24 protein-coding genes are annotated in these 22309 nt (G+C 74.2%); 12 read left to right on the forward strand and 12 right to left on the reverse strand.

The window, feature by feature from the left end; all coding sequences use genetic code 11:
- From ACZ6ZR_RS04960 to ACZ6ZR_RS04970, 3 genes are all read right to left on the reverse strand, one after another.
- A partial coding sequence (locus tag ACZ6ZR_RS04960; RefSeq protein ID WP_465639436.1) for a serine hydrolase domain-containing protein occupies positions 1 to 828 on the reverse strand: 828 nt, incomplete at its 3' end.
- A 105-nt stretch (positions 829 to 933) separates the two neighbouring features.
- Positions 934 to 1224 carry a DUF1330 domain-containing protein gene (locus ACZ6ZR_RS04965; RefSeq protein WP_465639438.1) on the reverse strand — a complete coding sequence of 97 codons (291 nt, stop codon included), beginning with the start codon at positions 1222 to 1224 and terminating at the stop codon, positions 934 to 936.
- Between the two features lie 74 nt (positions 1225 to 1298).
- Positions 1299 to 2606 carry an MFS transporter gene (locus ACZ6ZR_RS04970; protein WP_465639440.1) on the reverse strand — a complete coding sequence of 436 codons (1308 nt, stop codon included), beginning with the start codon at positions 2604 to 2606 and terminating at the stop codon, positions 1299 to 1301.
- Positions 2607 to 2668: 62 nt separating this feature from the next.
- Here ACZ6ZR_RS04970 and ACZ6ZR_RS04975 point away from each other — a divergent pair, with 62 nt between their 5' ends.
- Positions 2669 to 3649 (forward strand): DUF5937 family protein, encoded by a 981-nt coding sequence (locus ACZ6ZR_RS04975; protein ID WP_465639442.1) that lies wholly within the window; start codon positions 2669 to 2671, stop codon positions 3647 to 3649.
- A gap of 55 nt (positions 3650 to 3704) precedes the next feature.
- Here ACZ6ZR_RS04975 and ACZ6ZR_RS04980 read toward each other — a convergent pair whose 3' ends face one another.
- Positions 3705 to 4388, reverse strand: coding sequence for a phosphonatase-like hydrolase (locus tag ACZ6ZR_RS04980; RefSeq protein ID WP_465639444.1), 684 nt, complete (start codon positions 4386 to 4388; stop codon positions 3705 to 3707).
- 3 nt (positions 4389 to 4391) lie between these two features.
- Positions 4392 to 5153 carry a GntR family transcriptional regulator gene (locus ACZ6ZR_RS04985; RefSeq protein WP_465639446.1) on the reverse strand — a complete coding sequence of 254 codons (762 nt, stop codon included), beginning with the start codon at positions 5151 to 5153 and terminating at the stop codon, positions 4392 to 4394.
- Between the two features lie 151 nt (positions 5154 to 5304).
- Between ACZ6ZR_RS04985 and ACZ6ZR_RS04990 the strand changes: the two genes are divergently transcribed.
- Positions 5305 to 6441 carry a TIGR03364 family FAD-dependent oxidoreductase gene (locus ACZ6ZR_RS04990; protein WP_465639448.1) on the forward strand — a complete coding sequence of 379 codons (1137 nt, stop codon included), beginning with the start codon at positions 5305 to 5307 and terminating at the stop codon, positions 6439 to 6441.
- A gap of 170 nt (positions 6442 to 6611) precedes the next feature.
- A complete protein-coding gene (locus tag ACZ6ZR_RS04995) occupies positions 6612 to 8561 on the forward strand; it encodes an APC family permease (protein WP_465639639.1) in 1950 nt (649 codons plus the stop codon).
- 410 nt (positions 8562 to 8971) lie between these two features.
- Here the strand turns inward: ACZ6ZR_RS04995 and ACZ6ZR_RS05000 are convergent, their stop codons facing one another.
- Together ACZ6ZR_RS05000 and ACZ6ZR_RS05005 are read right to left on the reverse strand one after the other, a co-directional pair.
- Positions 8972 to 9256: a DUF7336 domain-containing protein gene (locus ACZ6ZR_RS05000; protein ID WP_465639450.1), complete on the reverse strand. Its 285-nt coding sequence runs from the start codon at positions 9254 to 9256 to the stop codon at positions 8972 to 8974.
- Positions 9253 to 9588: a DUF7336 domain-containing protein gene (locus ACZ6ZR_RS05005; RefSeq protein ID WP_465639452.1), complete on the reverse strand. Its 336-nt coding sequence runs from the start codon at positions 9586 to 9588 to the stop codon at positions 9253 to 9255. The genes ACZ6ZR_RS05000 and ACZ6ZR_RS05005 overlap by 4 nt, the downstream gene beginning before the upstream one ends.
- A 236-nt stretch (positions 9589 to 9824) precedes the next feature.
- Between ACZ6ZR_RS05005 and ACZ6ZR_RS05010 the strand changes: the two genes are divergently transcribed.
- Positions 9825 to 10172, forward strand: a complete 348-nt coding sequence (locus tag ACZ6ZR_RS05010; RefSeq protein ID WP_465639454.1) for an SAV_915 family protein — start codon at positions 9825 to 9827, stop codon at positions 10170 to 10172.
- 9 nt (positions 10173 to 10181) lie between these two features.
- Positions 10182 to 11021 carry a hypothetical protein gene (locus ACZ6ZR_RS05015; RefSeq protein WP_465639455.1) on the forward strand — a complete coding sequence of 280 codons (840 nt, stop codon included), beginning with the start codon at positions 10182 to 10184 and terminating at the stop codon, positions 11019 to 11021.
- On the opposite strand, the gene ACZ6ZR_RS05020 is transcribed toward ACZ6ZR_RS05015, so the two are convergent.
- The 3 genes from ACZ6ZR_RS05020 to ACZ6ZR_RS05030 form a co-directional block, all read right to left on the reverse strand.
- A complete protein-coding gene (locus ACZ6ZR_RS05020) occupies positions 10972 to 12891 on the reverse strand; it encodes a potassium channel family protein (RefSeq protein WP_465639457.1) in 1920 nt (639 codons plus the stop codon). The genes ACZ6ZR_RS05015 and ACZ6ZR_RS05020 overlap by 50 nt on opposite strands.
- A 63-nt stretch (positions 12892 to 12954) precedes the next feature.
- Positions 12955 to 13164, reverse strand: a complete 210-nt coding sequence (locus ACZ6ZR_RS05025; protein WP_465639459.1) for a hypothetical protein — start codon at positions 13162 to 13164, stop codon at positions 12955 to 12957.
- Positions 13165 to 13200: 36 nt separating this feature from the next.
- Complete coding sequence (locus ACZ6ZR_RS05030; RefSeq protein WP_465639461.1) at positions 13201 to 14124, reverse strand: LysR family transcriptional regulator; 924 nt, start codon at positions 14122 to 14124, stop codon at positions 13201 to 13203.
- Between the two features lie 83 nt (positions 14125 to 14207).
- On the opposite strand from ACZ6ZR_RS05030, the gene ACZ6ZR_RS05035 reads away from it, so the two are divergent.
- The 7 genes from ACZ6ZR_RS05035 to ACZ6ZR_RS05065 all read left to right on the forward strand — a co-directional run bounded on the left by ACZ6ZR_RS05035 (position 14208) and on the right by ACZ6ZR_RS05065 (position 20953).
- The gene (locus tag ACZ6ZR_RS05035; RefSeq protein ID WP_465639463.1) at positions 14208 to 14912 is read left to right on the forward strand and encodes a succinate dehydrogenase cytochrome b subunit; all 705 of its coding nucleotides are present in this window, start codon (positions 14208 to 14210) and stop codon (positions 14910 to 14912) included.
- Positions 14909 to 16867 (forward strand): fumarate reductase/succinate dehydrogenase flavoprotein subunit, encoded by a 1959-nt coding sequence (locus ACZ6ZR_RS05040; protein WP_465639465.1) that lies wholly within the window; start codon positions 14909 to 14911, stop codon positions 16865 to 16867. Before ACZ6ZR_RS05035 ends, ACZ6ZR_RS05040 begins: the two co-directional genes overlap by 4 nt.
- Positions 16864 to 17601, forward strand: a complete 738-nt coding sequence (locus ACZ6ZR_RS05045; RefSeq protein WP_465639467.1) for a succinate dehydrogenase/fumarate reductase iron-sulfur subunit — start codon at positions 16864 to 16866, stop codon at positions 17599 to 17601. The genes ACZ6ZR_RS05040 and ACZ6ZR_RS05045 overlap by 4 nt, the downstream gene beginning before the upstream one ends.
- A 264-nt stretch (positions 17602 to 17865) precedes the next feature.
- Positions 17866 to 18030 (forward strand): hypothetical protein, encoded by a 165-nt coding sequence (locus tag ACZ6ZR_RS05050; protein WP_465639469.1) that lies wholly within the window; start codon positions 17866 to 17868, stop codon positions 18028 to 18030.
- 311 nt (positions 18031 to 18341) lie between these two features.
- Positions 18342 to 19673 (forward strand): ferredoxin reductase family protein, encoded by a 1332-nt coding sequence (locus ACZ6ZR_RS05055; protein WP_465639471.1) that lies wholly within the window; start codon positions 18342 to 18344, stop codon positions 19671 to 19673.
- Between the two features lie 48 nt (positions 19674 to 19721).
- On the forward strand, positions 19722 to 20165 hold the full coding sequence (locus ACZ6ZR_RS05060; protein WP_465639473.1) for an FMN-binding protein: 444 nt from the start codon (positions 19722 to 19724) through the stop codon (positions 20163 to 20165).
- Positions 20166 to 20182: 17 nt separating this feature from the next.
- Positions 20183 to 20953 carry an FAD:protein FMN transferase gene (locus ACZ6ZR_RS05065; RefSeq protein WP_465639640.1) on the forward strand — a complete coding sequence of 257 codons (771 nt, stop codon included), beginning with the start codon at positions 20183 to 20185 and terminating at the stop codon, positions 20951 to 20953.
- 7 nt (positions 20954 to 20960) lie between these two features.
- On the opposite strand, the gene ACZ6ZR_RS05070 is transcribed toward ACZ6ZR_RS05065, so the two are convergent.
- Together ACZ6ZR_RS05070 and ACZ6ZR_RS05075 are read right to left on the reverse strand one after the other, a co-directional pair.
- Positions 20961 to 21608: a cytochrome b/b6 domain-containing protein gene (locus ACZ6ZR_RS05070; RefSeq protein WP_465639475.1), complete on the reverse strand. Its 648-nt coding sequence runs from the start codon at positions 21606 to 21608 to the stop codon at positions 20961 to 20963.
- A complete protein-coding gene (locus tag ACZ6ZR_RS05075; RefSeq protein WP_465639476.1) occupies positions 21592 to 22308 on the reverse strand; it encodes a molybdopterin-dependent oxidoreductase in 717 nt (238 codons plus the stop codon). The genes ACZ6ZR_RS05070 and ACZ6ZR_RS05075 overlap by 17 nt, the downstream gene beginning before the upstream one ends.
- Between the last annotated feature and the right edge of the window lies 1 nt (position 22309).

Below are 22309 nucleotides of genomic sequence, written 5' to 3' on the forward strand. Positions count from 1 at the left end.
GTGGCCGCCGAGCCCGCTGATCGCCGCCGCGTACATCCCGGCGACACCGCGGGCACTGCCCACGCCGCCGGCCGAGGCCGGCCCCTTGGCCCTGGTCTCCCGCCGGTTGCCGAACTCCACCAGGTCGGTGCGCAGGTTGAAGGAGACCGCGAACAGGCTGTCCTCCCCGGGCTGCGGCTGCGCCGCGAAGGCGGCCTCCTGCTGCGGCGTCGGCGCGGCCCGCTGCAGGCCGACGAAGCGCGGCTCCAACTCCTCGGGCAGCCCGAGGTAGAAGTCCAGGCCGTACGGCGCGCGGATCCGCTCCTCGTACAGCTCCTGGAGGGTGCGCCCCGTCGCCCGCAGCACCACCTCACCCGTCAGCGCGCCGATCACGGTGGCGTGGTAGCCGTGCGCCGTCCCGGGCTCCCAGTACGGCGCGTGCGCGGCCACCCGCGCGGCGACCACCCGGTCGTCGGCCAGCTCCTCCGCCGTGAACCCGCCCTTCACGGAGACCGCCCCGGCCCGGTGGGCCAGCAGCTCCCGCAAGGTCACCCGGCCCTTGCCCTCGGCCGCGAACTCCGGCCAGTACGAGGCCACTTCACGGTCGAGCTCCAGGACGCCGTCCTGCACCAGCAGGGCGACGAGCAGGTGCGCGGCGCCCTTGGTCACCGAGTAGACGCCGGTCAGGCTCTCCCGCTCGACGCCCTCGGACCACAGGTCGGCCACCAACCGCCCGTCCAGGTACGCCGCGAGCTGCGCGCCCGGCTCGGCCGGCTCCTCGGCGAGGAAGGCCGCGAACTCCTCCCGGACGCCCTCGAACCCCTCGGCTACCGTCCCGCTCACGGACATGACTGACCCCCCGTTGATCGCTAGTGCCGTGCCCGGCAAGGTTTGCCCCGGCACGGCACTAGTCGCTTGATCAACACGGGGGATTCGCCGGGTTATTCCCGGCGGTCAGAGTCCTTCGACGATGCGGAAGTCGCGTTCGACGCTGTCGGACAGGACGAGCAGGGCCTGCTGGTAGGCCTCGCTCGCGTGGGCCGCGACGGCCTGTTCGAAGCTGTCGAACTCGATCAGGACGACGCGCTCGGCGATGCCGTCGTCGTGGGCAACGGTCCGCCCGCCGCGGACGAACGTCCGTCCGCCGCCGGCCTCGACGGCCGCGCGGGCCAACTCGCCGTAGGCGGCCAGCTTCTCGGGATCGTGAATGGTGCGGTAGGCGCTGACCCAGTAGCCCTTGGCCACGAGAACCTCCAGTGGTGGAACGTGCACGTCTGACGCCGTGTCAACTGCCGTGGTCGAGCCTACCCGGCGGAAGATCACCGGGGTGTTTCGGGGGACGTACCGGCCGACGGCGCGTCGGGGGCCAGGGTGGTGAGCCTGCGCAGGGGTGAGCAGGCGGTGGGGATCCAGGTGCAGGCGAGGGCGGTGGCGGCGACCGCGAGGGCGGGGCGGGTGCCGAGCAGGGGGGCCAGGGCTCCGGCGGTGGCGGCGCCCAGGGCGGTGGCGGTGGTGAACAGGACGCGCATCGTGCCGTTGACCCTCGCCAGGAGGCGGGTGGGCGTGAGCTGCTGACGGAAGGTCGTCATCAGCACGGAGTCGAAGCCGATCTTCAGCATCACCAGGGCCCAGGCCAGGGCGGCGAGCGGGGCGGGGACGGGATCCTGCAGCAACGGCAGGGTCAGGGCCAGCGGCGCCACGCCCAGCCCGACGAGCAGGGCGGCGCGTCCGGCGCCGAGACGGGTGGCGAGCCGGACGGCGCCGAGCGCCCCGGTGAGGCCGCCGACGCCTCCGGCGCCGAGGAAAAGCCCCAAGGAGCCTTCGCTCCAGCCGAGTTCGGTGAGCGTCAGGACGGGGAGCAGCGTGGTGACCCCGGCGGTACCGAAGTTGACCAGGCCACCGGAGAACAGGACGGCGCGCAGCACCGGCCGGCGGGCCACGAAGGCGGCGCCCTCGCCGATCTCGCGCAGCAGGGCGCGGCGATGGGCGGTGGTGGTGGGGCGCTCCCGGAGGCCGAGGGTGCTCAACCAGACGGCGGACCACAGGTATCCGGCGGCCGTCACCAGCAGGACGGTGGGTGCGGTGAGCAGGCCCACGGCCCAGCCGGCCAGCGGCGGCGCGGCGATCAGGGCGGACTGGGTGACGGTGGCCAGACGGGCGTTGGTGCGGGCGAGCAGGGCGCCGGGGGCGAGTTCCTTGACCAGGCTCTGGGCGGCCAGGTCGAAGAAGACGGTGGACGCTCCCTGGAGGGTCACCACGGCCAGCAGGTGGGCCATCGTCAGGTGGCCTCCCCAGGCGGCCAGTGGCACGGTGGCGAGGGCCGCGGCGCGGACCAGGTCCGCGGTGATCATGACGGGGCGTCGGGCGACCCGGTCCAGCCAGGCCCCGGCGGGCAGGCCCAGCAGCACGAACGGCACGGTCACCGCGATGTGCAGCAGGGCGGTGCCGCGCGCTCCGGCGTGCAGGACGGCGACGGCGGTGAGCGGGACGGCCACCTGGCCCGCCTGGGCCGCCCACACCGCGACCGCGGAGGCCGTCAGGTAACGGGAGCGGTCCCGGCGCGCGGGCCGGGGAGGCAGCGTGGCGGCGGGCGTGGGCGAGTGCGCCGGGGTGATCGTGTCGGTCATGCCGGGCAGCTTCCGGCCCCGCCCCGGAGCACCTCAACGGATTCACTGTAGGGTGAATCCTCGTGCCGACGCTGACCCTGGCCATGGAGGCCGCCGACCTGGCGCAGCTGCGCTGGGCGCTGTCACCGGCCTGGGAGTTGATGGCCTCGCTCCGGGCGCTCGCCCGGCCCGGCAGCCGGGCCGTCCACATGCCCTGGCTCTCCGCCCACCGCCACGACCCGCTGCTCGTCGGACCGTCCGTGGCAAGGGAGTTGGCCACGGGTGCCGCCACGGGACTGCCCGGCTTCCTGGCTCCCACCCCGCACTCCCCGCTGACCGAGCTCGACGAGGAACTCGCGCAGCTGCGGGGGACGCCCGCCGAGGTGGTCCGCCAGGACCTCGACGCCGTCTTCGTGGGCCGGCCGCCGGCGGCGCTGCTGCCGCTGCTGGCCGACCCGGAGCGTGAACTCCAGTCGGTGGCAGAGGAGTTGTCCGGCTACTGGGACCGCGCACTGGCTCCGGTCTGGCCGAGGATCCGCGCGCTGCTGGAGTCCGACATCCACCACCGGGCCCGCGTCCTCACCGAGCGCGGGCCGGCCGCGATGATGGCCGGCGTCCACCCCGGCCTGGACTTCGACCCGGAGGACGCCATGCTCCGGATCACCCTGCGGAACGGCGTCCCCGGCCCCACCCGGCGCCGCCTTGACGGACGGGGCCTGGTGCTGGTGCCCTCCGCCTTCGCCTGGCCCGATCTGTACGTCAAGACCTCCGAGCCCTGGACACCGGTGATCCGCTATCCCGTGCGCGGGGTCGGCACCCTGTGGGAGGCCACCACCGGGGCCACCGACCTCGCCCCGGCCCTCGGCGCCACCCGCGCGCGCCTGCTCGGGCTGCTGGAGACCCCGGCCGGAACCCTCGAACTCGCCCACCGCACCGGGCTCGCCCCCGGCGGAGTCTCCGCCCACCTCCACCGCTTGGCGGCGGCCGGGCTCATCGCACCCCACCGCACCGGACGCACCGTCCTCTACGCCCGCACCGCACGGGGCGAAGCCCTGTACCGCTGACCCTGGTCGGGCCCCTCCTGTCGGACGATCCGTCAGGACGACGGCCGGGTCTGCGCTACGGCCGGGTCTCCGCGAGGGCGGGGATGCCGGCGGCGCTGGCCAGGATGTGGGTGTGGGGGTGGGAGGCGAGGTAGGCCTCGTCGACCTTGCCGGTGAGGACGCCGACCACCACGCCCGCGCCCGCGTTGGTGCCGGCCTGGAGGTCGACGGCGGTGTCGCCGGCGGCCAGGACGGCGCGGACGTCGAGCACGCCGGTCTTCTCCATGGCGCGGTGGATCATGTACGGGGCGGGCCGGCCGCGGCCGACCTCGTCGGAGGTGACGACGGCGTCGAGGTTGCCGCCCTCGCCGGTGGACCAGCCGATCGCGGCGAGCAGCGGGACGGCGACGTCGTCGCTGAAGCCGGTGGTGAGGGCGACCTTGATGCCCCGTGAGCGCAGCTCGGCGAGGGCCTGCTCGACGCCGGGGAGGGGCTGCGGCGGGGTGGCGAGGTAGGCCTCGCGCAGGTACTCGGCGAAGGCCCGGTAGCTCTCCTCGACCAGCTCGGGGGTCGGGGTGCCGCCGCCGAGGCGGACCAGGGCGTCGATGGCCTCGCGCTTGTCGGTGCCCATCCAGGTCTGCAGGTCCTGGTCGGCGACGGTGACGCCGGTGCGCTCGACGGCGGTGCGCAGCGCCCGGTAGACCGCCCCGGCCTCGTCGATGGTGGTGCCGGCCATGTCCAGAACGGCGAGCTCGATCACGTGTCAGTCCTCTTCGGTGCGGTAGCGGCCGGCGACGGTGCGGCCTTCGATGGTGTTCTCGATGGTGAAGGTGGCCATGGCCGGGAGGTAGCGGTCGTCGCCGTACTCCAGCGGCTCGCCCTGGCTGGAGGAGGTGACCCGGCGGACCCGCAGCAGCGGTTCGCGGGGCCGGACCTCCAGGAGTTCGGCGTCGGCCGGTCCGGCGGCGACGGCGTCGATGGTGTGCCGGGCGCGGTACAGGTCCACGCCGCGGCGGAGCAGCTCGGCGTTGACCGAGCCGGAGTCCGGGTCGAAGTCGAACAGGTGCTGCCCGACCTCGCCGATGAAGCTGGAGCGTTCCAGCATCGCGGGGACGCCGTCGAGCAGCCGCAGCCGGACCAGCTCGACCACGAAGTCCGCCTCGGTCAGGCCGAGCCGGCCCGCGGCGGGCGGGGAGGCCCGGCGGCGGGAGACCTCGATCGTCCGCTGCCCGGGCTCGCGGCCGATCGACTCCGCCCACTCGGTGAAGGAGAGGAAGGTCGCGAACGGCTGCGAGGGCGCGGTGCGGCGGGCGACCGGTGGCCGGCCCCGGCCGCCGGCCAGGTTGCCCTCGCGGCGCAGCGCGGCCAGGGCCTGGCGGACCGGGCCCCGGGAGACGCCGAACTCGGCGCACAGCTGGGCCTCGCTGGGCACCGGCTCGCCCTCGGGCCAGGCCCCGCTGGTGATCCGGTGCAGGAACTCCGCGCTGAGCCGCTGGTGCAGCGGCCCGTCCAAACTTGTCTTCACAACTCGACTATGACACTACGTCGGCGGAATCCCAAGAGGCGGCCCGAGGTGGGCTTGCGCAGGTGAACATCAGGTGTCGCCGCGATGAGCAGAGGGAAAGTTGTCTATACAGCCCTTGACAGGTGATCAGCCCGGCGGGAAGTCTGTCGCCATGAGCACCGCACCTTCTGACCTGGTCGTCGTCGGGGCCGGCATCGTCGGCCTCGCGCACGCCTTCGAGGCCCTCGCCAACGGACTGTCCGTCACCGTCGTCGAACGCGACCGGCGCCCGGTGGGCGCGTCCGTCCGCAACTTCGGGCACTGCTGCATCGGCGCCCAGCAGGGTGAGTTGCTCGACATAGCCCGGCTCTCCCGGGGCGGCTGGCTGCGCGCCGCCGCGGCCGCCGGGTTCTGGGCACGTGAGGCCGGCGCTCTGGTGGTCGCCCGCTCCGAGGCGGAGGCGGCCGTGCTGGAGGAGCTGCACGCCGACCGCGGCGCGGACGCGGTGCGGCTGCGCAGCGCCGCCGAGACCGCCGAGACGCTGGGGCGGACGGAGGCCGCCGGCATCGTCGGCGGCGCCTTCCTCGCCGACGACCTGCGGGTGAACCCGCGCGAGGCCGCGCCCGCGCTGGCCCGGTGGATCGGCGAGCAGCCCGGCGCCCGGATCCTGTGGGGCACCGCCGTCACCGGTGTGGAGCCCGGCACCGTGCACACCAGCCGCGGGCCGGTGCACGGCCGTCAGATCCTGGTCTGCGTCGGCCACGACCTCGACCACCTCTTCCCGGACGTGGCCGAGCGCCACGGGATCGAGCGCTGCCGCCTCAACATGGCCCGGGTCAAGGCCCCGGCCGGCTTCCGCACCGACTCCGCCGTGCTGACGGCCACCTCGATGCTGCGCTACGACGCCTTCACCCGGCAGCCCTCGGCCGCCCGTCTGCGCGAGGAAGTACTGGCCCACAGCCCGGAGTTGGTGGAGATCGGCGCCAACGTCATGTTCACCGGCCTGCCGGACGGCACCATCCTCGCCGGGGACTCGCACCACTACGACGACACCACCCCGCCGTTCCTGGACGAGCGGGTCTCCCGGCTGCTGCTCGACGCGGTCGCCGAGGTCCTGGGCGTCGAACGCCTGGAGGTGCTCGAACGCTGGCAGGGCGTCTACGCCAGCAGTGCCCGCGGCCCGCTGCTGGTCCGCGACCTCGCCCCCGGCGTCCGGGCCCTCTCGGTCACCTCGGGCGTCGGCATGACGCTCTCCTTCGGCCTCGCGGCCCGCACCTTCGCCGGCACCCTGGAGCCCACCGCCCTCTGACGGCCCACCGTTTTCCGACGGGTCGTCGGCCGTCCGGGTGGCGGATGCCGCCGAAGGTCCGACCTGGGCGTGGTGCCGCCGGGCGGTCAGCTGATGATCTCCTAACCTGACGCGGTGTCACCGGGCCCGGTGACGTGCGGCTGCGCGGACGGAGCGGTGCGGTGGATGCGGTGGGCTCGCGGGCGGCGTCGGGGGGGTCGAGGCTGCGGGCCTGGCTGCTGGAGGGCCTCGCCGACACGGCGAAGCGGCACCCGGGCCCGCACGCGCAGGGGGACGGCGGGCCCCAGGGCGCGCGCTGGTGGCGGGTGATGTGCCTGACCGGCCTGGACTACTTCTCCACCCTCGGCTACCAGCCCGGGATCGCGGCGTTGGCGGCCGGGCTGCTGTCGCCGGTGGCCACCGTCGTGCTGGTGGTGGTCACCCTGGCGGGCGCGCTGCCGGTGTACCGGCGGGTGGCGAAGGAGAGCCCGCACGGGGAGGGGTCGATCGCCATGCTGGAGCGGCTGCTGTCGTTCTGGCAGGGCAAGCTCTTCGTGCTGGCGCTGCTCGGCTTCGCGGTCACCGACTTCATGATCACCATCACCCTGTCGGCGGCCGACGCCACCGCCCACCTGGTGGAGAACCCGCACCTGACCTCCGCGCTGTCGGGGCGTCAGGTCCTGATCACCCTGATCCTGATCGCGCTGCTGGGCGCCGTCTTCCTCAAGGGGTTCAGCGAGGCGATGGGCGTGGCGGTGGTGCTGGTCGCCGTCTACCTGGCGCTGAACGTGGTGGTGGTCGGGGACGGGCTCTGGCAGCTGACCCAGGAGCCGCACGTCGTCAACGACTGGTCCTCCGCGCTCACCACCGAGCACGGCAACGTGTTCGCCATGGTCGGGGTCGCCCTGGTGGTCTTCCCCAAGCTGGCGCTCGGCCTCTCCGGCTTCGAGACCGGCGTGGCCGTGATGCCGCACATCAAGGGCGACCCCGACGACACCGAGCAGCGCCCCACCGGCCGGATCCGGGGAGCGCGCAAGCTGCTCACCACCGCCGCGCTGATCATGAGCACCTTCCTGATCTGCACCAGCGTCATCACCACCCTGCTGATCCCCGAGGACGCCTTCAAGCCCGGCGGCCCGGCCAACGGCCGGGCGCTCGCCTACCTCGCCCACGAGAACCTCGGCAGCGCCTTCGGCAGCGTCTACGACCTCTCGACCATCCTGATCCTCTGGTTCGCCGGCGCCTCGGCGATGGCCGGGATGCTCAACCTGCTGCCGCGCTACCTGCCCCGCTACGGCATGGCCCCGCACTGGGCCCGCGCGGTGCGGCCGATGGTGATCGTGCTGACCCTGATCGCCTTCCTGGTGACCTGGATCTTCGACGCCTCGGTGGACGCCCAGGGCGGCGCCTACGCCACCGGCGTCCTGGTGCTGATCACCTCCGCCGCCATCGCCGTCACCATCGCCGCCCGCAAGGCCGGCCAGCGCGGCTGGACCATCGGCTTCGCCACCATCGCGGTGATCTTCGTCTACACCACCGCCGTCAACGTGGCCGAGCGCCCCGACGGGGTCAAGATCGGCGCCTGCTTCATCGCCGCCATCGTGCTGGTCTCCCTGCTCTCCCGCCTCCGGCGCGCCTTCGAACTCCGGGTCACCAACGTGGTGTTGGACCCGACCGCCGAACGCTTCCTGCGCGACCACACCAACCGCCCGCTGCGCCTGATCGCCAACGAGCCGGACAGCCGCGACCTGGCCGAGTACCAGGAGAAGAAGCGCCAGATCTGCGCCGACAACGACATCCCCGCCGAGGACGACCTGGTCTTCGTCGAGGTCACGGTGCTGGACCCGTCCGAGTTCGAGGCGGAGCTCACCGTCCGCGGCGAGGTGCTGCACGACCGCTACCGGGTCCTGACCCTGGAGAGCTCCAGCATCCCCAACGCCCTGGCCGCCCTGCTCCTGACGGCCCGTGACCGCACCGGCCTGCAGCCGCACATCTACTTCGAGTGGACCGAGGGCAACCCCTTCGCCCAGTTCTTCCGCTTCTTCCTGCTCGGCCACGGCGAGGTCGCCCCCGTCACCCGCGAGGTGCTGCGCGAGGCCGAGCCGGACCGCTCCCGCCGCCCCCGCGTCCACGTCGCCTAGTGCCGTGCCCGGCAGTGAAGCCCTTTCCGCTCCGGGTGCGATGGTCAGCGTCGACGACAACGGGTGGACCGGATACCAGCGCGTCTCCGGCGACGGGAACTTCGTCGATGTGGTGGGCGGCGGCGTGGTCAGGGCGGCCCGGGCCCAGACCCAGGCTGACGCCCCGTCGGCGGGGACGCCGGCGGTGGTGGCCTCCGCCATGCCCAAATGCGTGGTACTGCGGCTCGCCGAGAACCGCCAGGCCACCCAGCCCTCCGCGAAGCAGGTGGAGCGGGCCGTCCAGCAGGCGATCGTCGCCCGGGAGGGCAACTTCAGCACGCCTTGCACGGTGTCCCCGGCGGCCCGATCAACCGGGGGAAGAAGTACCTGGACCGCAAGAACCAGTGACGATCCCTCGGCCCCGGGCGTCGTCAGAGGTCGTCGGCGGAGAAGCCGTCGGCCCAGCGGACCTCGTCGACGGTGTACTCGTGGACGGAGAACCCGTCCGGGCTCTCCTCGAAACCCGGCTCGGTGCTCGCCTCGGCGATCCGCGCCAGGGCGCGCTCCCGGCTGGAGTAGAGGCCGAGGATCTTGAACGTCTCCTCCGCGTCGTCCCAGAACAGCGGCTCGCCGTCCTGCTCCGGCTCCGGAAGGGCGTCCGCGTCGGCGGGATCGAAGATGTGACGGTGCACCAGCAGATGGAGAACCCTGGTCACGGGGTACCGCCTTCCTGAGCGTCCGTCGGGTCGTCCGTCAGGTCGCCCGGAAGGCTGGTGAAGAAGCCGCCCGTCCACAGGTCGTGGTCCACGCCGAGGACGGTGATCTCGAAGCAGTCGGAGTCCTCGTCGAAGCCCGGCAGCAGCCGGGCCTCGGCGAGACGGGCCTCGGCCTTCTCCCGCGAGGAGAAGAGCCCGAGCAGCCGCCACTCCTGCGCGTCGTCGTGCAGCTCACCGTCCGGATCCCGGTGGATGATGCTGCCGTCCGGCTCCTCGGCCAGATGCCGGGCGTGCAGGAGGCCGTACAGGTCCTCGACGGCGTCAGAATCCACGATTCGGCACTCCAATCTGCACGAGGCGGCTCGCGGTCCCCACGGGCCCGGCCGCCGTGATCATCCTAATCGGTCGGCCGGGCTCCGGGGCCGGTGCCAACGGTGCGTCAGGAACGGAGCGTTCCGTGTCAAGCGGGCGTCAGGAACGTGACACCGGGCGTGCTCCGTGGGCGTAGCGTCGGGACCGCGCCCGTCGCCGGAGCGGTGGCCGGGTCCGTGCCAGGAGAGGAACAGCCATGCCGCAGTGCGAGTGCGCCGAGGACTCCGAGCCCGGGGAACGCGTCCCGGCCGGACCGCTGTACGTGCCCGTCCGGCCGGGACCGACGGGGTGCTCCGCCCGGTTCTTCCGTACACCGCTGGGCGGCCGCACGGCCGTCGGCTTCAGCACCGAGCAGCTGCTGACCGCCGCGCTCGGCCCCCGGCAGCCCTGGATCCGGCTCGCCGAACCGGCGTTGCGCGCACTCGCCGCCCCGATGGGCATCACCGCCCTCACCGTCGACCCCCAGCTTTCCGCCCCGGCCGTCACCGCGGACACCTGGGACCCGCGACAGCTCGGCGCCGCCCGCCGCCTCCCGATCGGCTGAGGGGCCGTCATGTCCCTCGCGCACCGGCCGGTCCGCCAGGACCGCCAGGTCCCGCCCGGTGGCGTCCCGGACGAGGCCGGGCTCCGCGACCGTTGCCGCGCCTACCGCACCGCCTTCCCGGACGCCGACGTCGTGCACGTGGCTCCGCCGTTCCTGTGCGGGGCGGTGGTCCGGTGGGTCCGGGAGGAGGGGATGGGCCTGGAGGTGCGCTCCGCGCGGGAGTTGGCGCTGGCGGTGGCCGCCGGCCTCCCGCCGGGGCGGATCCTGCTGCACGGCGGCCCCGGGAGCCCCGAGGACCTGCGCGCCGGGGTGGAGGTCGGTGCGGGACGCATCGTCCTCGACAACGGTTCGCAGAGCGCCCGGCTGGCCGCCCTGGTGCAGCCGGGGGCGCGGCAGCAGGTCCTGCTGTGCGTGCTGCCGGGCTGCCCCCCGGCGGCCGCCCCCGGTCTCTCCGTCACCGACGGGTCCGCCCAGCACGCCATCGCCCGGATCCTGCGCCGGCCCGAGCTCGAACTGGTCGGCCTGCACTGCCCGGTCGGCTCCCGGCCGGAGGCGGTCAAGCCGTACCTGGCCGCCGTGCGCCGGATGGTCGGACTGATGGCCCGGACCAGGGACCAACACGGCGTCGAGCTCAGGCAGTTGGACCTCGGTGGCGGGAACGGGCACGACCGCCGGCCCGTCCTGGACCCACCCGTCCTGTCCTCCCTCGCCCTCCGCCTCCGGGCCGAACTCGCCCACGGCTGCGCCCGGTCGGGCCTCGCGGTGCCCGGGCTCACCCTGGAGCCGGGACGCGAGGTGCTCAGCCGTCCTGGGACGGGGACGGGGCCGGGGTCGGTTGGTGCGTGGTGAGGAGGCTGAGGCCCTCGCGGGTGGCGGCGACCACGACCCGGTCGCCGGGGGAGAGCAGATGGGTGGGGGAGGGGTTCCAGAGGAGTTCGGGTTCGGCGGTGTAGGGGCTGGTCAGGTCGGGGCGGCGTTCGGCGGGATCGGCCAGGTCGATGGCCAGGATGCGCCAGGAGCCGGGGAGTTGGGCCTCGCCGATGGTGTGGTCGGCCAGCCGGGGGTTGCCGGTGACCTCCAGGGCGGCGACCAGCAGGACCTCGCGGCCGATGGCGATGGCGCCGAGCACCTGACGGCCCATCATGGCGGAGGCGAAGGCGGGCGCGGCGAGGAAGGAGACGCTGCGGCTGCGGGTGTCGGCCTGGGGGTAGGAGTCGCGCAGCGCGCGGTAGATGTCGTTGGCGAAGTCGTCGTCGAACAGCCGGAGCACGACCCGGAGCCGGGGATCGCTCTCGCGGGCGGCCAGCGCGGCTTCGAGGTTGGTGCCGTCCTCGCTGGTGAGGGCGAGCAGGGCCAGGCTCTGGCCGATCCGGGCCTCCTCCAGGACGCCGTCCTGGGTGGCGTCGCCGATCACCACCGGGATGTCGTAGGTGCGGGCCCGGACCACGCCCCGCGCGGTGGGGTCGCGGTCCACGCAGACCACGGGGATGCCCAACTCCCAGAGCCGGTCCAGCACCCGGCTGCCGACCCGGCCGAGGCCGACCAGGACGACGTGGCCGGTCAGGCCGGACGGCGGGCGGCGCAGGGAGGTGGCGGAGCGGAAGGTGCCGAGGGCGTCGAGGCTGAGCGCGATCAGGAACGGCATCAGCAGCATCCCGCTGACGGCGGAGACCAGTTGCAGGGTCTTGCCGCCGGGGCCGGCCTCGGCGGCCGGGTCGGAGATGCCGAGCACGTCGAGGGTGACCAGCCAGGCGGCGTGCAGCGGGGGCTGGCCGGTGACCTGCCAGTTGAGGCAGGTGAGGACGAGCAGCAGCAGGGCCAGTCCGGTCAGTGCCCAGCGCAGCCGGGGGGTGAAGAGCTGCGCCACCGGCAGGCGGTTGAGGTCGGGCAGGCGGCGCGGGCGGGGCGGGGTGCTGGGGCCGAGGAGCTCCAGCACGGTGCGCGGCCCGTCGGCCGGGACCTCGGCCGGGTCGGGCAGCGCCACCCGGGCCGGGCGGCCGTCGGGGTGGGAGGGGACCGGGGCGGGGGCGGCCAGGACGGCGAGTTCGGTGCCCTCGGCCCGGGCGCCGGGCTCGAGTTCGGCGACCCGCAGCAGGCGGCCGTCGACCGGCAGGGCGTGGGTGTGGCCGCCCAGCACGGCGGCGACCAGGGCCGGGGCGGCGGTGGAGGAGGCGGACAGCACGGTGGTGGAGGCCTTGAGCGCGCCCGGGCCGGGACCGGGGTCGCGCGCGAGCGCGGCCCGGTCCAGGAGCTGCTCGACCCGGGCGCCCAGCCGCCGGTTGAAGACCCGCACCACCAGCCGCAGATCGGGGTTGAGCCGGCGGGCCCGGAGCGCGGCCTGCAGATTGGCCTGGTCGTCCTCCGAGGTGAGCGCGAGCGCCGCGGCGCGCCCCACACCGGCGGCGGCCAGCGCCGCGACATCGGTCTCGGCGGCCTCGACGGCGGTCACCCGCAGGCGTTCGTCGGCGGCCAGCGCGGTGATCTGCGGGCCGTGCCCGTGCAGCCGCGACGGGAGCACCACCACGACCTGCTGCCGGTAGAGGGTGGCCAGTTCGAGGGCGAGCCGGTGCGCGAGCGCGTCGTTGCCGCAGACCACCAGGTGCCCCTCCGGCTCCGGCGGCCCTTCCGGCTCCCTGGGCAGCGGCAGCGGCAGCGGAGGCTGCTCGAAGCGGGGCGGCAGGGGCGGCAGGGGTTGCTGAGGCGGGATGGAAGTGCTCACCCCGGAAGTCTGACCGCCCCCCGGGCCCGGCGGGCGCACCGGCGACGGATTGTTGACGACCTGTCACATGCACTGCGGTCCGTCGAGCAGCTCCCGGCGGCTGACGGGTGTCACCGGCCGTTCCATCAGCATGCCCTGGGCCCAGGTGAAATGACGGGCCTCGGCGTCGGAGAGCTCGGCCCTGGCCATGTACGAGCAGTGCAGCCCGGCCGCCGCCGGCTCCTCGTCCCGCACGAACCGCCTGAGCACGGGATCCGTATCGGTCGCCACCATGCCGGGATCCTCGCACAGGCCCCGGCGTCCTGTCCGTCAGCCGAGGAGGAGGCGGCTGCCCGGGGGGAGGGCTCCGGTGCGGTCGGCTTCGGTGAGGTGGGTGAGGAGGGTGGTGCGGAACTCGGCGGCGGCTCGGCTGAGGGGGACTTCGCGGCCGTGGGCGAGGGCGATGGTGCGGCCGAGGCCGGGGCGGGTGAAGGGGGTGACGTGCAGGCCGGAGCGGGCGGCGACCATGCCGGGGAGGACGGCGGGGCCCAGGCCGGCCCGGACGGAGGCGAGGACGGCGTCCATCTCGCCGCCCTCGACGGCGTAGACGGGCTCGAAGCCGGCCCGGCGGCAGGCGGCCAGGGTGGTGTCGCGGACGTCGTAGCCCTCGCGGAACATCACCAGCGGACGGTCGCGCAGGTCCTCGATCCGGGCCCGGCGCCCGGCGGCGGGGGCGGTGGCGGAGACCAGCACGAGCTCCTCGTGGAGCAGCTCGGTGACGGCCAGCGCGGCGGGCCCGCCGCCCTCCGGCGGGACCACCAGCGCCAGGTCCAACTCGCCTGCCTCCAGGGCGCGTTCGAGCCCGCGCGAACCGCCCTCCTGGAGCTGGAGGTCGACACCGGGGTGGGCGGCCCGGTAGCTGCGCAGCACGTCCGGGACCAGGCTGACGCAGAGGCTGGGCGGCGCCCCGAAGCGGACCCGGCCGCGCCGCAGCTGGACGGTCTCCTGCACCGCGCGCCGGGCCGACTCGGTGTCGGCGAGGATGCGCCGGGCCAGCGGCAGCAGCGCCTCGCCGGCGTCGGTGAGGGTGGCCCCGGTCCGCGCCCGGTGGAACAGCTCCGCCCCCAACTCCCGCTCCAGGGAACGGATCTGCTGGGAGAGCGAGGGCTGCGCAACCAGCTCCCGCTCGGCGGCGCGGGTGAAGTTGCGGGTCTCGGCGACGGCGGTGAAGTAGCGGAGCTGCTGGAGCTGCATCCACCCATCATAGGCAGGACCTATCGTCAGGCCCGGAACCATGTCTTGGACGCACCGGGTCGAAGGTCCCTACCGTCGACGGCATGGCACTCGCGACCCGGCCGGACGGCCCTCCCTCCAGACTGGCGGTCCTCTGGCGCTCGACCCTCGGCAAGAAGGCGGTCATGGCGGTCAGCGGGCTCGTCATGCTGCTCTACCTGGTGGCCCACATGCTCGGGAACCTCAAGGTGTTCTTCGGGCCCGAGGACATCAACGGCTACGCCCACTGGCTGCGCACCCTCGGTGAGCCGCTGCTGCACTTCGGCTGGTTCCTCTGGCTGGCCCGGGCCGCGCTGCTGGCCGCGGTGGTCGCGCACGCCGTCGCCGCGTACCAGCTGAGCCGCCGTGACCTGGCGGCCCGTCCGGTCAAGTACGCGCACACCCGCCGCCGGGCGAGCTACGCCACCCGCACGATGCGCTGGGGCGGGGTGATCCTCGGGCTGTTCATCGTCTGGCACATCCTCGACCTGACCACCCTCACGGTGAACCCGCTGGGGGAGGAGGGCCACCCGTACCAGAACATCGTGGCCTCCTTCTCCACCTGGTACGGCGGCGGAGTGTACTGCCTGGCGGTGCTCGCCCTCGGCCTGCATGTGCGGCACGGCTTCTGGAGCGCCGCCCAGACCCTCGGCGCCAACAACCCGCGCCGCGACCGGGTGTTCAAGCTCACCGCGAACGCGCTGGCGCTGCTGCTCACCGTCGGTTTCCTGTCCGTCCCCGTCGCCGTGATGACCGGAGTGGTCCGATGAGCTCCCCCGACCGTACGTACCTCGACTACACCCTCGGCGCCCCGATCGCCGACACCGCCGCCCCGGACGGGCCGATCGAACAGCGGTGGGACCGGCGGCGGTTCGAGGCGAAGCTGGTCAACCCGGCCAACCGCCGCAAGCACACGGTGATCGTGGTCGGCACCGGTCTGGCCGGCGGCGCCGCCGGTGCCACCCTGGCCGAACAGGGCTACCACGTCGTGCAGTTCTGCTTCCAGGACTCCCCGAGGCGGGCCCACTCGATCGCCGCCCAGGGCGGCATCAACGCCGCCAAGAACTACCGCAACGACGGCGACTCCGTCCGCCGGCTGTTCTACGACACCGTCAAGGGAGGGGACTTCCGGGCCCGCGAGTCCAACGTGCACCGCCTGGCCCAGGTCTCGGTGGAGATCATCGACCAGTGCGTGGCCCAGGGCGTCCCGTTCGCCCGCGAGTACGGCGGCCTGCTGGACACCCGCTCCTTCGGCGGGGTGCAGGTCTCCCGGACCTTCTACGCCCGGGGCCAGACCGGGCAGCAGCTGCTGCTCGGCGCCTACCAGGCGCTGTCCCGCCAGATCGCCGCCGGGAACGTCGAACTGCACGCCCGCACCGAGATGCTGGACCTGCTGGTGGTCGACGGCCGGGCCCGGGGCATCCTCGCCCGGGACCTGGTGACGGGTGAGCTGACGACCCATCTGGCCGACGCCGTGGTGCTGGCCACCGGCGGTTACGGGAACGTCTTCTACCTCTCCACCAACGCCAAGAACTCCAACGCCACCGCGATCTGGCGGGCCCACCGGCGTGGTGCGCTGTTCGCCAACCCCTGCTTCACCCAGATCCACCCGACCTGCATCCCGCGCAGCGGTGACCACCAGTCCAAACTCACCCTGATGAGCGAATCGCTGCGCAACGACGGCCGGATCTGGGTGCCGAAGGCGGAGGGCGACACCCGGCCGCCGGCCGCGATCCCAGAGGACGAGCGCGACTACTACCTGGAGCGGATCTACCCCGCCTTCGGCAACCTCGTCCCGCGCGACATCGCCTCCCGGGCCGCCAAGGTGGTCTGCGACGAGGGCCGGGGCGTCGGCCCCGGCGGGCAAGGGGTCTACCTGGACTTCGCCGACGCCATCGCCCGGCTCGGCCGGGACACCGTCGAGGCCCGGTACGGGAACCTGTTCGAGATGTACCAGCGGATCACCGCCGAGGACCCGTACAGCACGCCGATGCGGATCTACCCCGCGATCCACTACACGATGGGCGGGCTCTGGGTCGACTACGACCTGCAGACCACCGTGCCCGGCCTGTTCGCCGTCGGGGAGGCCAACTTCTCCGACCACGGCGCCAACCGGCTCGGCGCCAGCGCCCTGATGCAGGGCCTCGCCGACGGGTACTTCGTGCTGCCGCCCGTCCTCAACCACTACCTCGGCTCCACACCGCTCGCCCCCGTCCCCGCCGACCACCCCGAGATCGCCGCCGTCGAGGCCGAGACCGCCGGCCGGCTGGCCCGGATCCTCGCTGTGGACGGCGACCGCACCCCCGACTCGCTCCACCGCGAGCTGGGCGAACTCCTCTGGGACGAGTGCGGGATGGCCCGCGACGAGGCCGGGCTGCGCCGGGCGCTGGCCCGCATCCCGCAGCTGCGGGAGGAGTTCTGGCGGCGCGTCAAGGTCCCGGGCAGCGGGGCCGAGCTCAACCAGGCGCTGGAGAAGGCCAACCGGCTGGTCGACAACCTGGAGCTGGCCGAGCTGATGTGCCTGGACGCGCTGCACCGCACCGAGTCCTGCGGCGGTCACTTCCGCACCGAGAGCGCCACGCCCGACGGCGAGGCCGCCCGCCGCGACGAGGAGTTCTCCTACGCCGCCGCCTGGGAGTTCACCGGCACCGGGCGGGCGCCCGTGCTGCACCGCGAGGAACTCCACTTCGAACACGTCCACCCCACCCAGCGGAGCTACGCGTGAACCTCACCCTGCGCATCTGGCGCCAGCCCGGCCCGGACGCCCCCGGCTCCATGACCACCTATCAGGTCTCCGGCATCAGCCCCGACATGTCCTTCCTGGAGATGCTCGACACCCTCAACGAGGAGCTGATCCAGCGCGGCGAGGTGCCGGTGGCCTTCGACCACGACTGCCGCGAGGGCATCTGCGGCGCCTGCGGCATGGTCATCAACGGCCGCGCCCACGGCCCCGAGCGGACCACCACCTGCCAGCTCCACATGCGGCACTTCCGGGACGGCGACACCATCGACGTCGAACCCTGGCGGGCCGGCGCCTTCCCGGTGGTCAAGGACCTGGTGGTGGACCGCTCCGCCCTCGACCGCATCATCGGCTCCGGCGGCTACGTCACCGCCCCGACCGGCTCCGCCCCCGAGGCACACGCGACCCCGGTGCCGAAGGAGACCGCCGACCTGGCCTTCGAGCACGCCGAGTGCATCGGCTGCGGCGCCTGCGTGGCCGCCTGCCCGAACGGCTCCGCCATGCTCTTCACCGCCGCCAAGGTGGTCCACCTCAACGTCCTCCCGCAGGGCGCCCCCGAACGCTCCTCCCGGGTCCGGGCCATGGTCGACACCATGGACGCCGAGGGCTTCGGCGGCTGCACCAACACCGGAGAGTGCGCCACCGCCTGCCCCAAGGGCATCCCGCTGACCGGCATCTCCCTCCTCAACCGCGAACACCTGCGCTCGCTGCGCGGCTGACCGCCGTGGGCCGAGGAGGCGGTCCCCTTCCGGGCGATGACGGTGTCCGGTCGGCGTGCAGTTGCCGGGCCCCGATTGTGGCGCCTGGAGCGCACCGGTATCAACGGGCGGTGCCGGAGCACGGTGCGGCGACCTCGGCGAGTGAGGCGGGCCGTACGGTCCCCTCCGCGGGGCGCCGACTTGCGGAGGGTCCGGCTGGAGGCGGTGATGGGGGAGCAGGACCTTCACCCACCCATGCCCGCTCAGCCGGGCCGAGGAGGACCGATGTCGCATCACAAGTCGAACAAGGACGTCGAGGGCGATCCCGACACCGGCCACGGCCGTGGTCTGCCGCGCCGCCCGGACGAGGACGAACTGGAGGAGCGCACCGAGGAGGACCGCGAGGAGGTTGGTCTGCCCGCCGACGGGGAGAGGTCCGGAGAGGCGTAGCGGTCGGCCCGCCGAACGGGTCTCACGGTGGTCCGGAAGAGGGGCGTCCGCGGTGGCGGTCGCCCCTCGTTCGCGTGCCGGGCGGTCGGGGGCCGGGCGGTCGGGGGCTGGGTGGCCGATGAGAATGCCGTGAGATCCGGTGGGGCGGAAAACCTCCGCGGGAAGGCCGCTGACCTGCGGAGCAGTGGCGTACCGGGGTCTTGGAGGAGCGGTGGGCGGCCTGGTTTCACAGGGAACTGAGAGTTTCCGGTGACAGGGTCTGACTCCTCGGCGGCGAACGGCCGCCCGGTACCCCCGGAGAGGAGGCCGCGATGGCCGCCGCCCCGTCACGTCGTTTCCCGGTCGGAGCAGTTCCCGCCGCGGTGCTGTCCGTGGTCGGGCTCGGCGCCCTCGGTGTCTTGGAGCTCTGGTGGCAGGGGACCGGTTCGGTCACCGGGGCGGCCGGCTGGCTGACCGGGGCCGGGCGGATCACCGGGCTGCTGGCCGGGTACGCGGCGCCGGTGCTGCTGCTCCTGATGGCCCGCCTGCCGGTCCTGGAACGGGAGGTCGGCGCCGACCGGTTGGCCCGCTGGCACGCCTTCGGCGGGCGCTACCTGGTCGCGCTGGTCACCGCCCACCTGCTGACGGTGGTCTGGGGCTACGCGCTGACGGACGGTCAGGGCCTGCTCGGCGAAGGCGTGGAGATCGTGCTCCACTACCCCGAGATGCTCAAGGCCGCCCTCGGCACCGCGCTGCTGCTCGGCACCGGTGCCGTCTCCGCCCGGGCCGCCCGCCGCCGGATGTCGTACGAGACCTGGTACTTCCTCCACCTGGCCACCTACCTCTCCGTGGCACTGGCCTTCGGCCACCAGCTGGCCACCGGTGCCGACCTCGGCGGCGGCACCCCCGGCCGGGCCGCCTGGTACGTGCTCTACCTGGGCACCGCCGCCGCGCTCGGCTGGTACCGGCTGGCGCTGCCGTGGCTGCGGGACCGCCGGCACCGCCTGGTGGTGGCCGAGGTGCGGCCGGAGGGGCCGGGCGTGGTCTCGGTCTTCCTGACCGGCCGCCGGCTGGCCGAACTCCGCGCCGAGCCGGGCCAGTTCTTCCGACTGCAGTTCCAGGCGCCCGGGCTGCGCTGGGCCGCCAACCCCTACTCGCTCTCCGCGCCGCCGCACCCCGGCCACCTGCGCTTCACCGTGAAGGACCTGGGCGCCCACAGCGCGGCGGTGGCCGCGCTCCGCCCGGGCACCCGGGTCCGCGCCGAGGGCCCGTACGGCGCCTTCACCGCCCGGCTGCACCGGCGGCCCAGGGTGCTGCTGCTCGGTGCGGGCGTCGGGATCACCCCGCTGCGTGCGCTGTTCGAGACGCTGCCTGGCGAGGTGACCCTGGTGCAGCGGGCCCGCAGCCCCGAAGACCTGCTGTTCACCGGGGAGTTGGCGCTGATCGCCGCCCGCCGGGGCCGGGACGCCCGGGTGCACGCGCTGACCGGCACCCGGACCGAGGTCGGCGACCTCGGCGAGGCGCTGCACCGGCTGGTCCCGGACCTGGCGGACCACGAGGTCTACTTGTGCGGGCCCGGGGCGATGGCCGCGGAGGCCGTCCGGGCGCTACGGGCCGCCGGGGTGCGGGCAGACCGCATCCACCACGAGTCGTTCGCGTTCTGAGCATCCGACCCGACCCGAGCACCTGATCCGAGCACCTGAGGAGCCGTCATGCGCCGCGCCGTCGTCACCGGGAGCGCCACCGCCGCCGGGGTGATCCTGCTGCTCTCGCTGAAACCGCACGAGAGCACCCCGTCCGCCGCGATCGGCGCCGCCCCGGTGGCACCGGCCGCCGGACCGACCGGGGCGGCCACCGACGCCTCGGCCGCCACCCGCTCGGTCACCGGTGACGCGGTCGACACCCGGTACGGGCCGGTGCAGGTCAAGGTCACCCTGGCGGGTGAGCGGATCACCGCTGTGGAGGCGGTCCGCTACCCGTCCGGGGACCGCCGCGACCGGGAGATCAACTCCTACGCGCTCCCCGTCCTCAACCAGGAGGCGATAGCGGCCCAGAGCGCCGGCATCGACGTGGTGACCGGGGCCACCTACACCAGCGACGGCTACACCCGCTCCCTGCAGAGCGCCCTCGACAAGGCGGGCGGGAGCGGGTCGTGAAGCACGCCGAGCACGTGATGGGGACGGTCTTCTCGGTCACCGTGCGGGACCCGGGCCCGCGCACCGCCGCCGCGCTGGAGCGGCTGGTGGCCCGCCTGCACGAGATCGACGCGCGCTTCTCGACCTACCGGGAGGACAGCGAACTGAGCCGACTGGCCCGGGGCGAGGCCGGGGTGACGGACTGTCACCCCGAACTGGCCGAGGTGCTGGCCCGCTGCGCGGAGACCGGCCGGGAGACCGACGGCTGGTTCTCCGCCCGCCCCGGCGGGCGGCTGGACCCGAGCGGCTGGGTCAAGGGCTGGGCGGTGGAGGAGGCCTGCCGGATCCTGCGGGACTCCGGCTCCGGCGAGCACTGTGTGAGCGGCGGCGGCGACGTCCAGACCGCCGGCGGTCCGTGGCGGATCGGGGTGGCCCACCCGCTGCGGCCTGGTGCGCTGGCGGCGGTGCTCACCGGCCGGAACCTGGCCGTGGCCACCTCCGGGACGGCGGAGCGCGGCGCCCACGTCCTCGACCCGTTCACCGGCCGCCCCGCCCTCGGCTTCGCCTCGCTGACCCTGGTCGGCGCCCCCGGTACCGGCCTGGCCCGTACCGACGCCTGGGCCACCGCCGTCTGCGCCATGGGCCCCGGCCCCGGCCTCGCCTGGGCCGAGGCCCGCCCGGAGGTGGAGGCCCTCGCCGTCCTCCCGGACGGCTCCCGGCTCCGCACCCGCGGCCTGGCCCGCCACCTGCCGCCCGCCGCCCCGACGGCCTGGACCCTGCGGGGCGCGGTCTGTGCGTTCCGGGGATGACGGGGGGTCAGGCCGGGCCCGGGTCCTCGTCCGGGGTCCAGTCGGGGTGTTCGCGGGCGGCCCAGGTGCGGGTGACGGTGCCGGTGCGCATGCCGCGGCGGGCCTCCGGGTCCCTGACGGCCAGCCAGACGTGGGCGGTGACGGCGGTCGCCACGGCGGTGGCCAGCCAGTCGTGGACGAAGGTGGCGCCGGTGCGCCACGCGAGCGGGGCGAGGCCGGTGAACCACATCAGCAGGCCGGTGCCGAGCATCACCAGGACCGCTCCGGCGGTGAAGGCCGCGTACAGCTTCTGCCCGGCGTTGAACTTGCCCGCGGGGCGGTGGGGCGAGCCGTGCCGCACGCCGCGCAGCCAGGCCCGGTCCACCGCCGTGAAGCGGTTGAGCCGGGTGAGGTCGGCGCGCAGGGCCCGGGAGACCAGGCCGAGCAGGAGCGGCACCGGGAGCAGCAGGCCGGACCACTCGTGGACGGTGCGCACCAGCCCGCGGCGGCCGACCAGTTGGGCCAGCGACGGGAGGTAGAGGGCGGCGGCCGTGGCCAGGCAGGTGAGCATCAGGGCGGCGGTGGCCCGGTGCACCCGCCGCTGGGCGGAGGTGAAGCGGCGGACCCGCTCGGGCACCTGATCGGGCTGCCGGTCGGGCTCAGGAGGTCGGGGCATCGTCACGTCCGTTCGAGCGGCCGACCCAGGCGTCGGTCTCGTAGCCGCGGCGCTCCCAGAAGCCGGGTTCGACGGCGGGGGTGAGGGTGATCCCGGACAGCCACTTGGCGGACTTGTAGAAGTACATCGGCGCCACGTACAGCCGCACCGGCCCGCCGTGCTGGTGCGTGACCGGCGCGTCCTGCATCCGTAGCGCCAGCAGGACGTCCTCCCGGCGGGCCTGATCGAGCGTCAGGCTCTCGGTGTAGGCGCCGTCGAAGCAGCTGAACCGGACGGCGCCGGCACCCGCCCGCACCCCGGCGGCGTCCAGCAGGTCGGCCAGCCGGACGCCCTCGAAGCTGGTCTCGGGCACCCGCCAGCCGGTCACGCACTGGACGTCCCGGACGATCCGGCGCTGCGGCAGGGCCTGGAGTTCGGGCAGCCGGTAGACGGCCGGGCGGTCCACCAGGCCGTCGACGGTCAGGGCGTAGTCGGCGGCGGTGCGGGGCCGGACCGAGTCGACCACCGAGTAGTAGCGGAAGCCGCTCGCCCCGGGGAGCAGGCCGGTCACCCCGGTCGGGTCCCCGGCGACCACGGCCTCCACGCCGCGCTGCAGCCAGGGCCCGGCCGCGACCCCGGCCGCGCCGAGCCCGAGCATGGCCAGTACCACCCGCCGCCCGACCGGGGCTCCCCGGCCGTCGGCTCCGCTGTCGTCCGTCATG

This window comes from Kitasatospora sp. NPDC088742 (genome assembly GCF_055584905.1).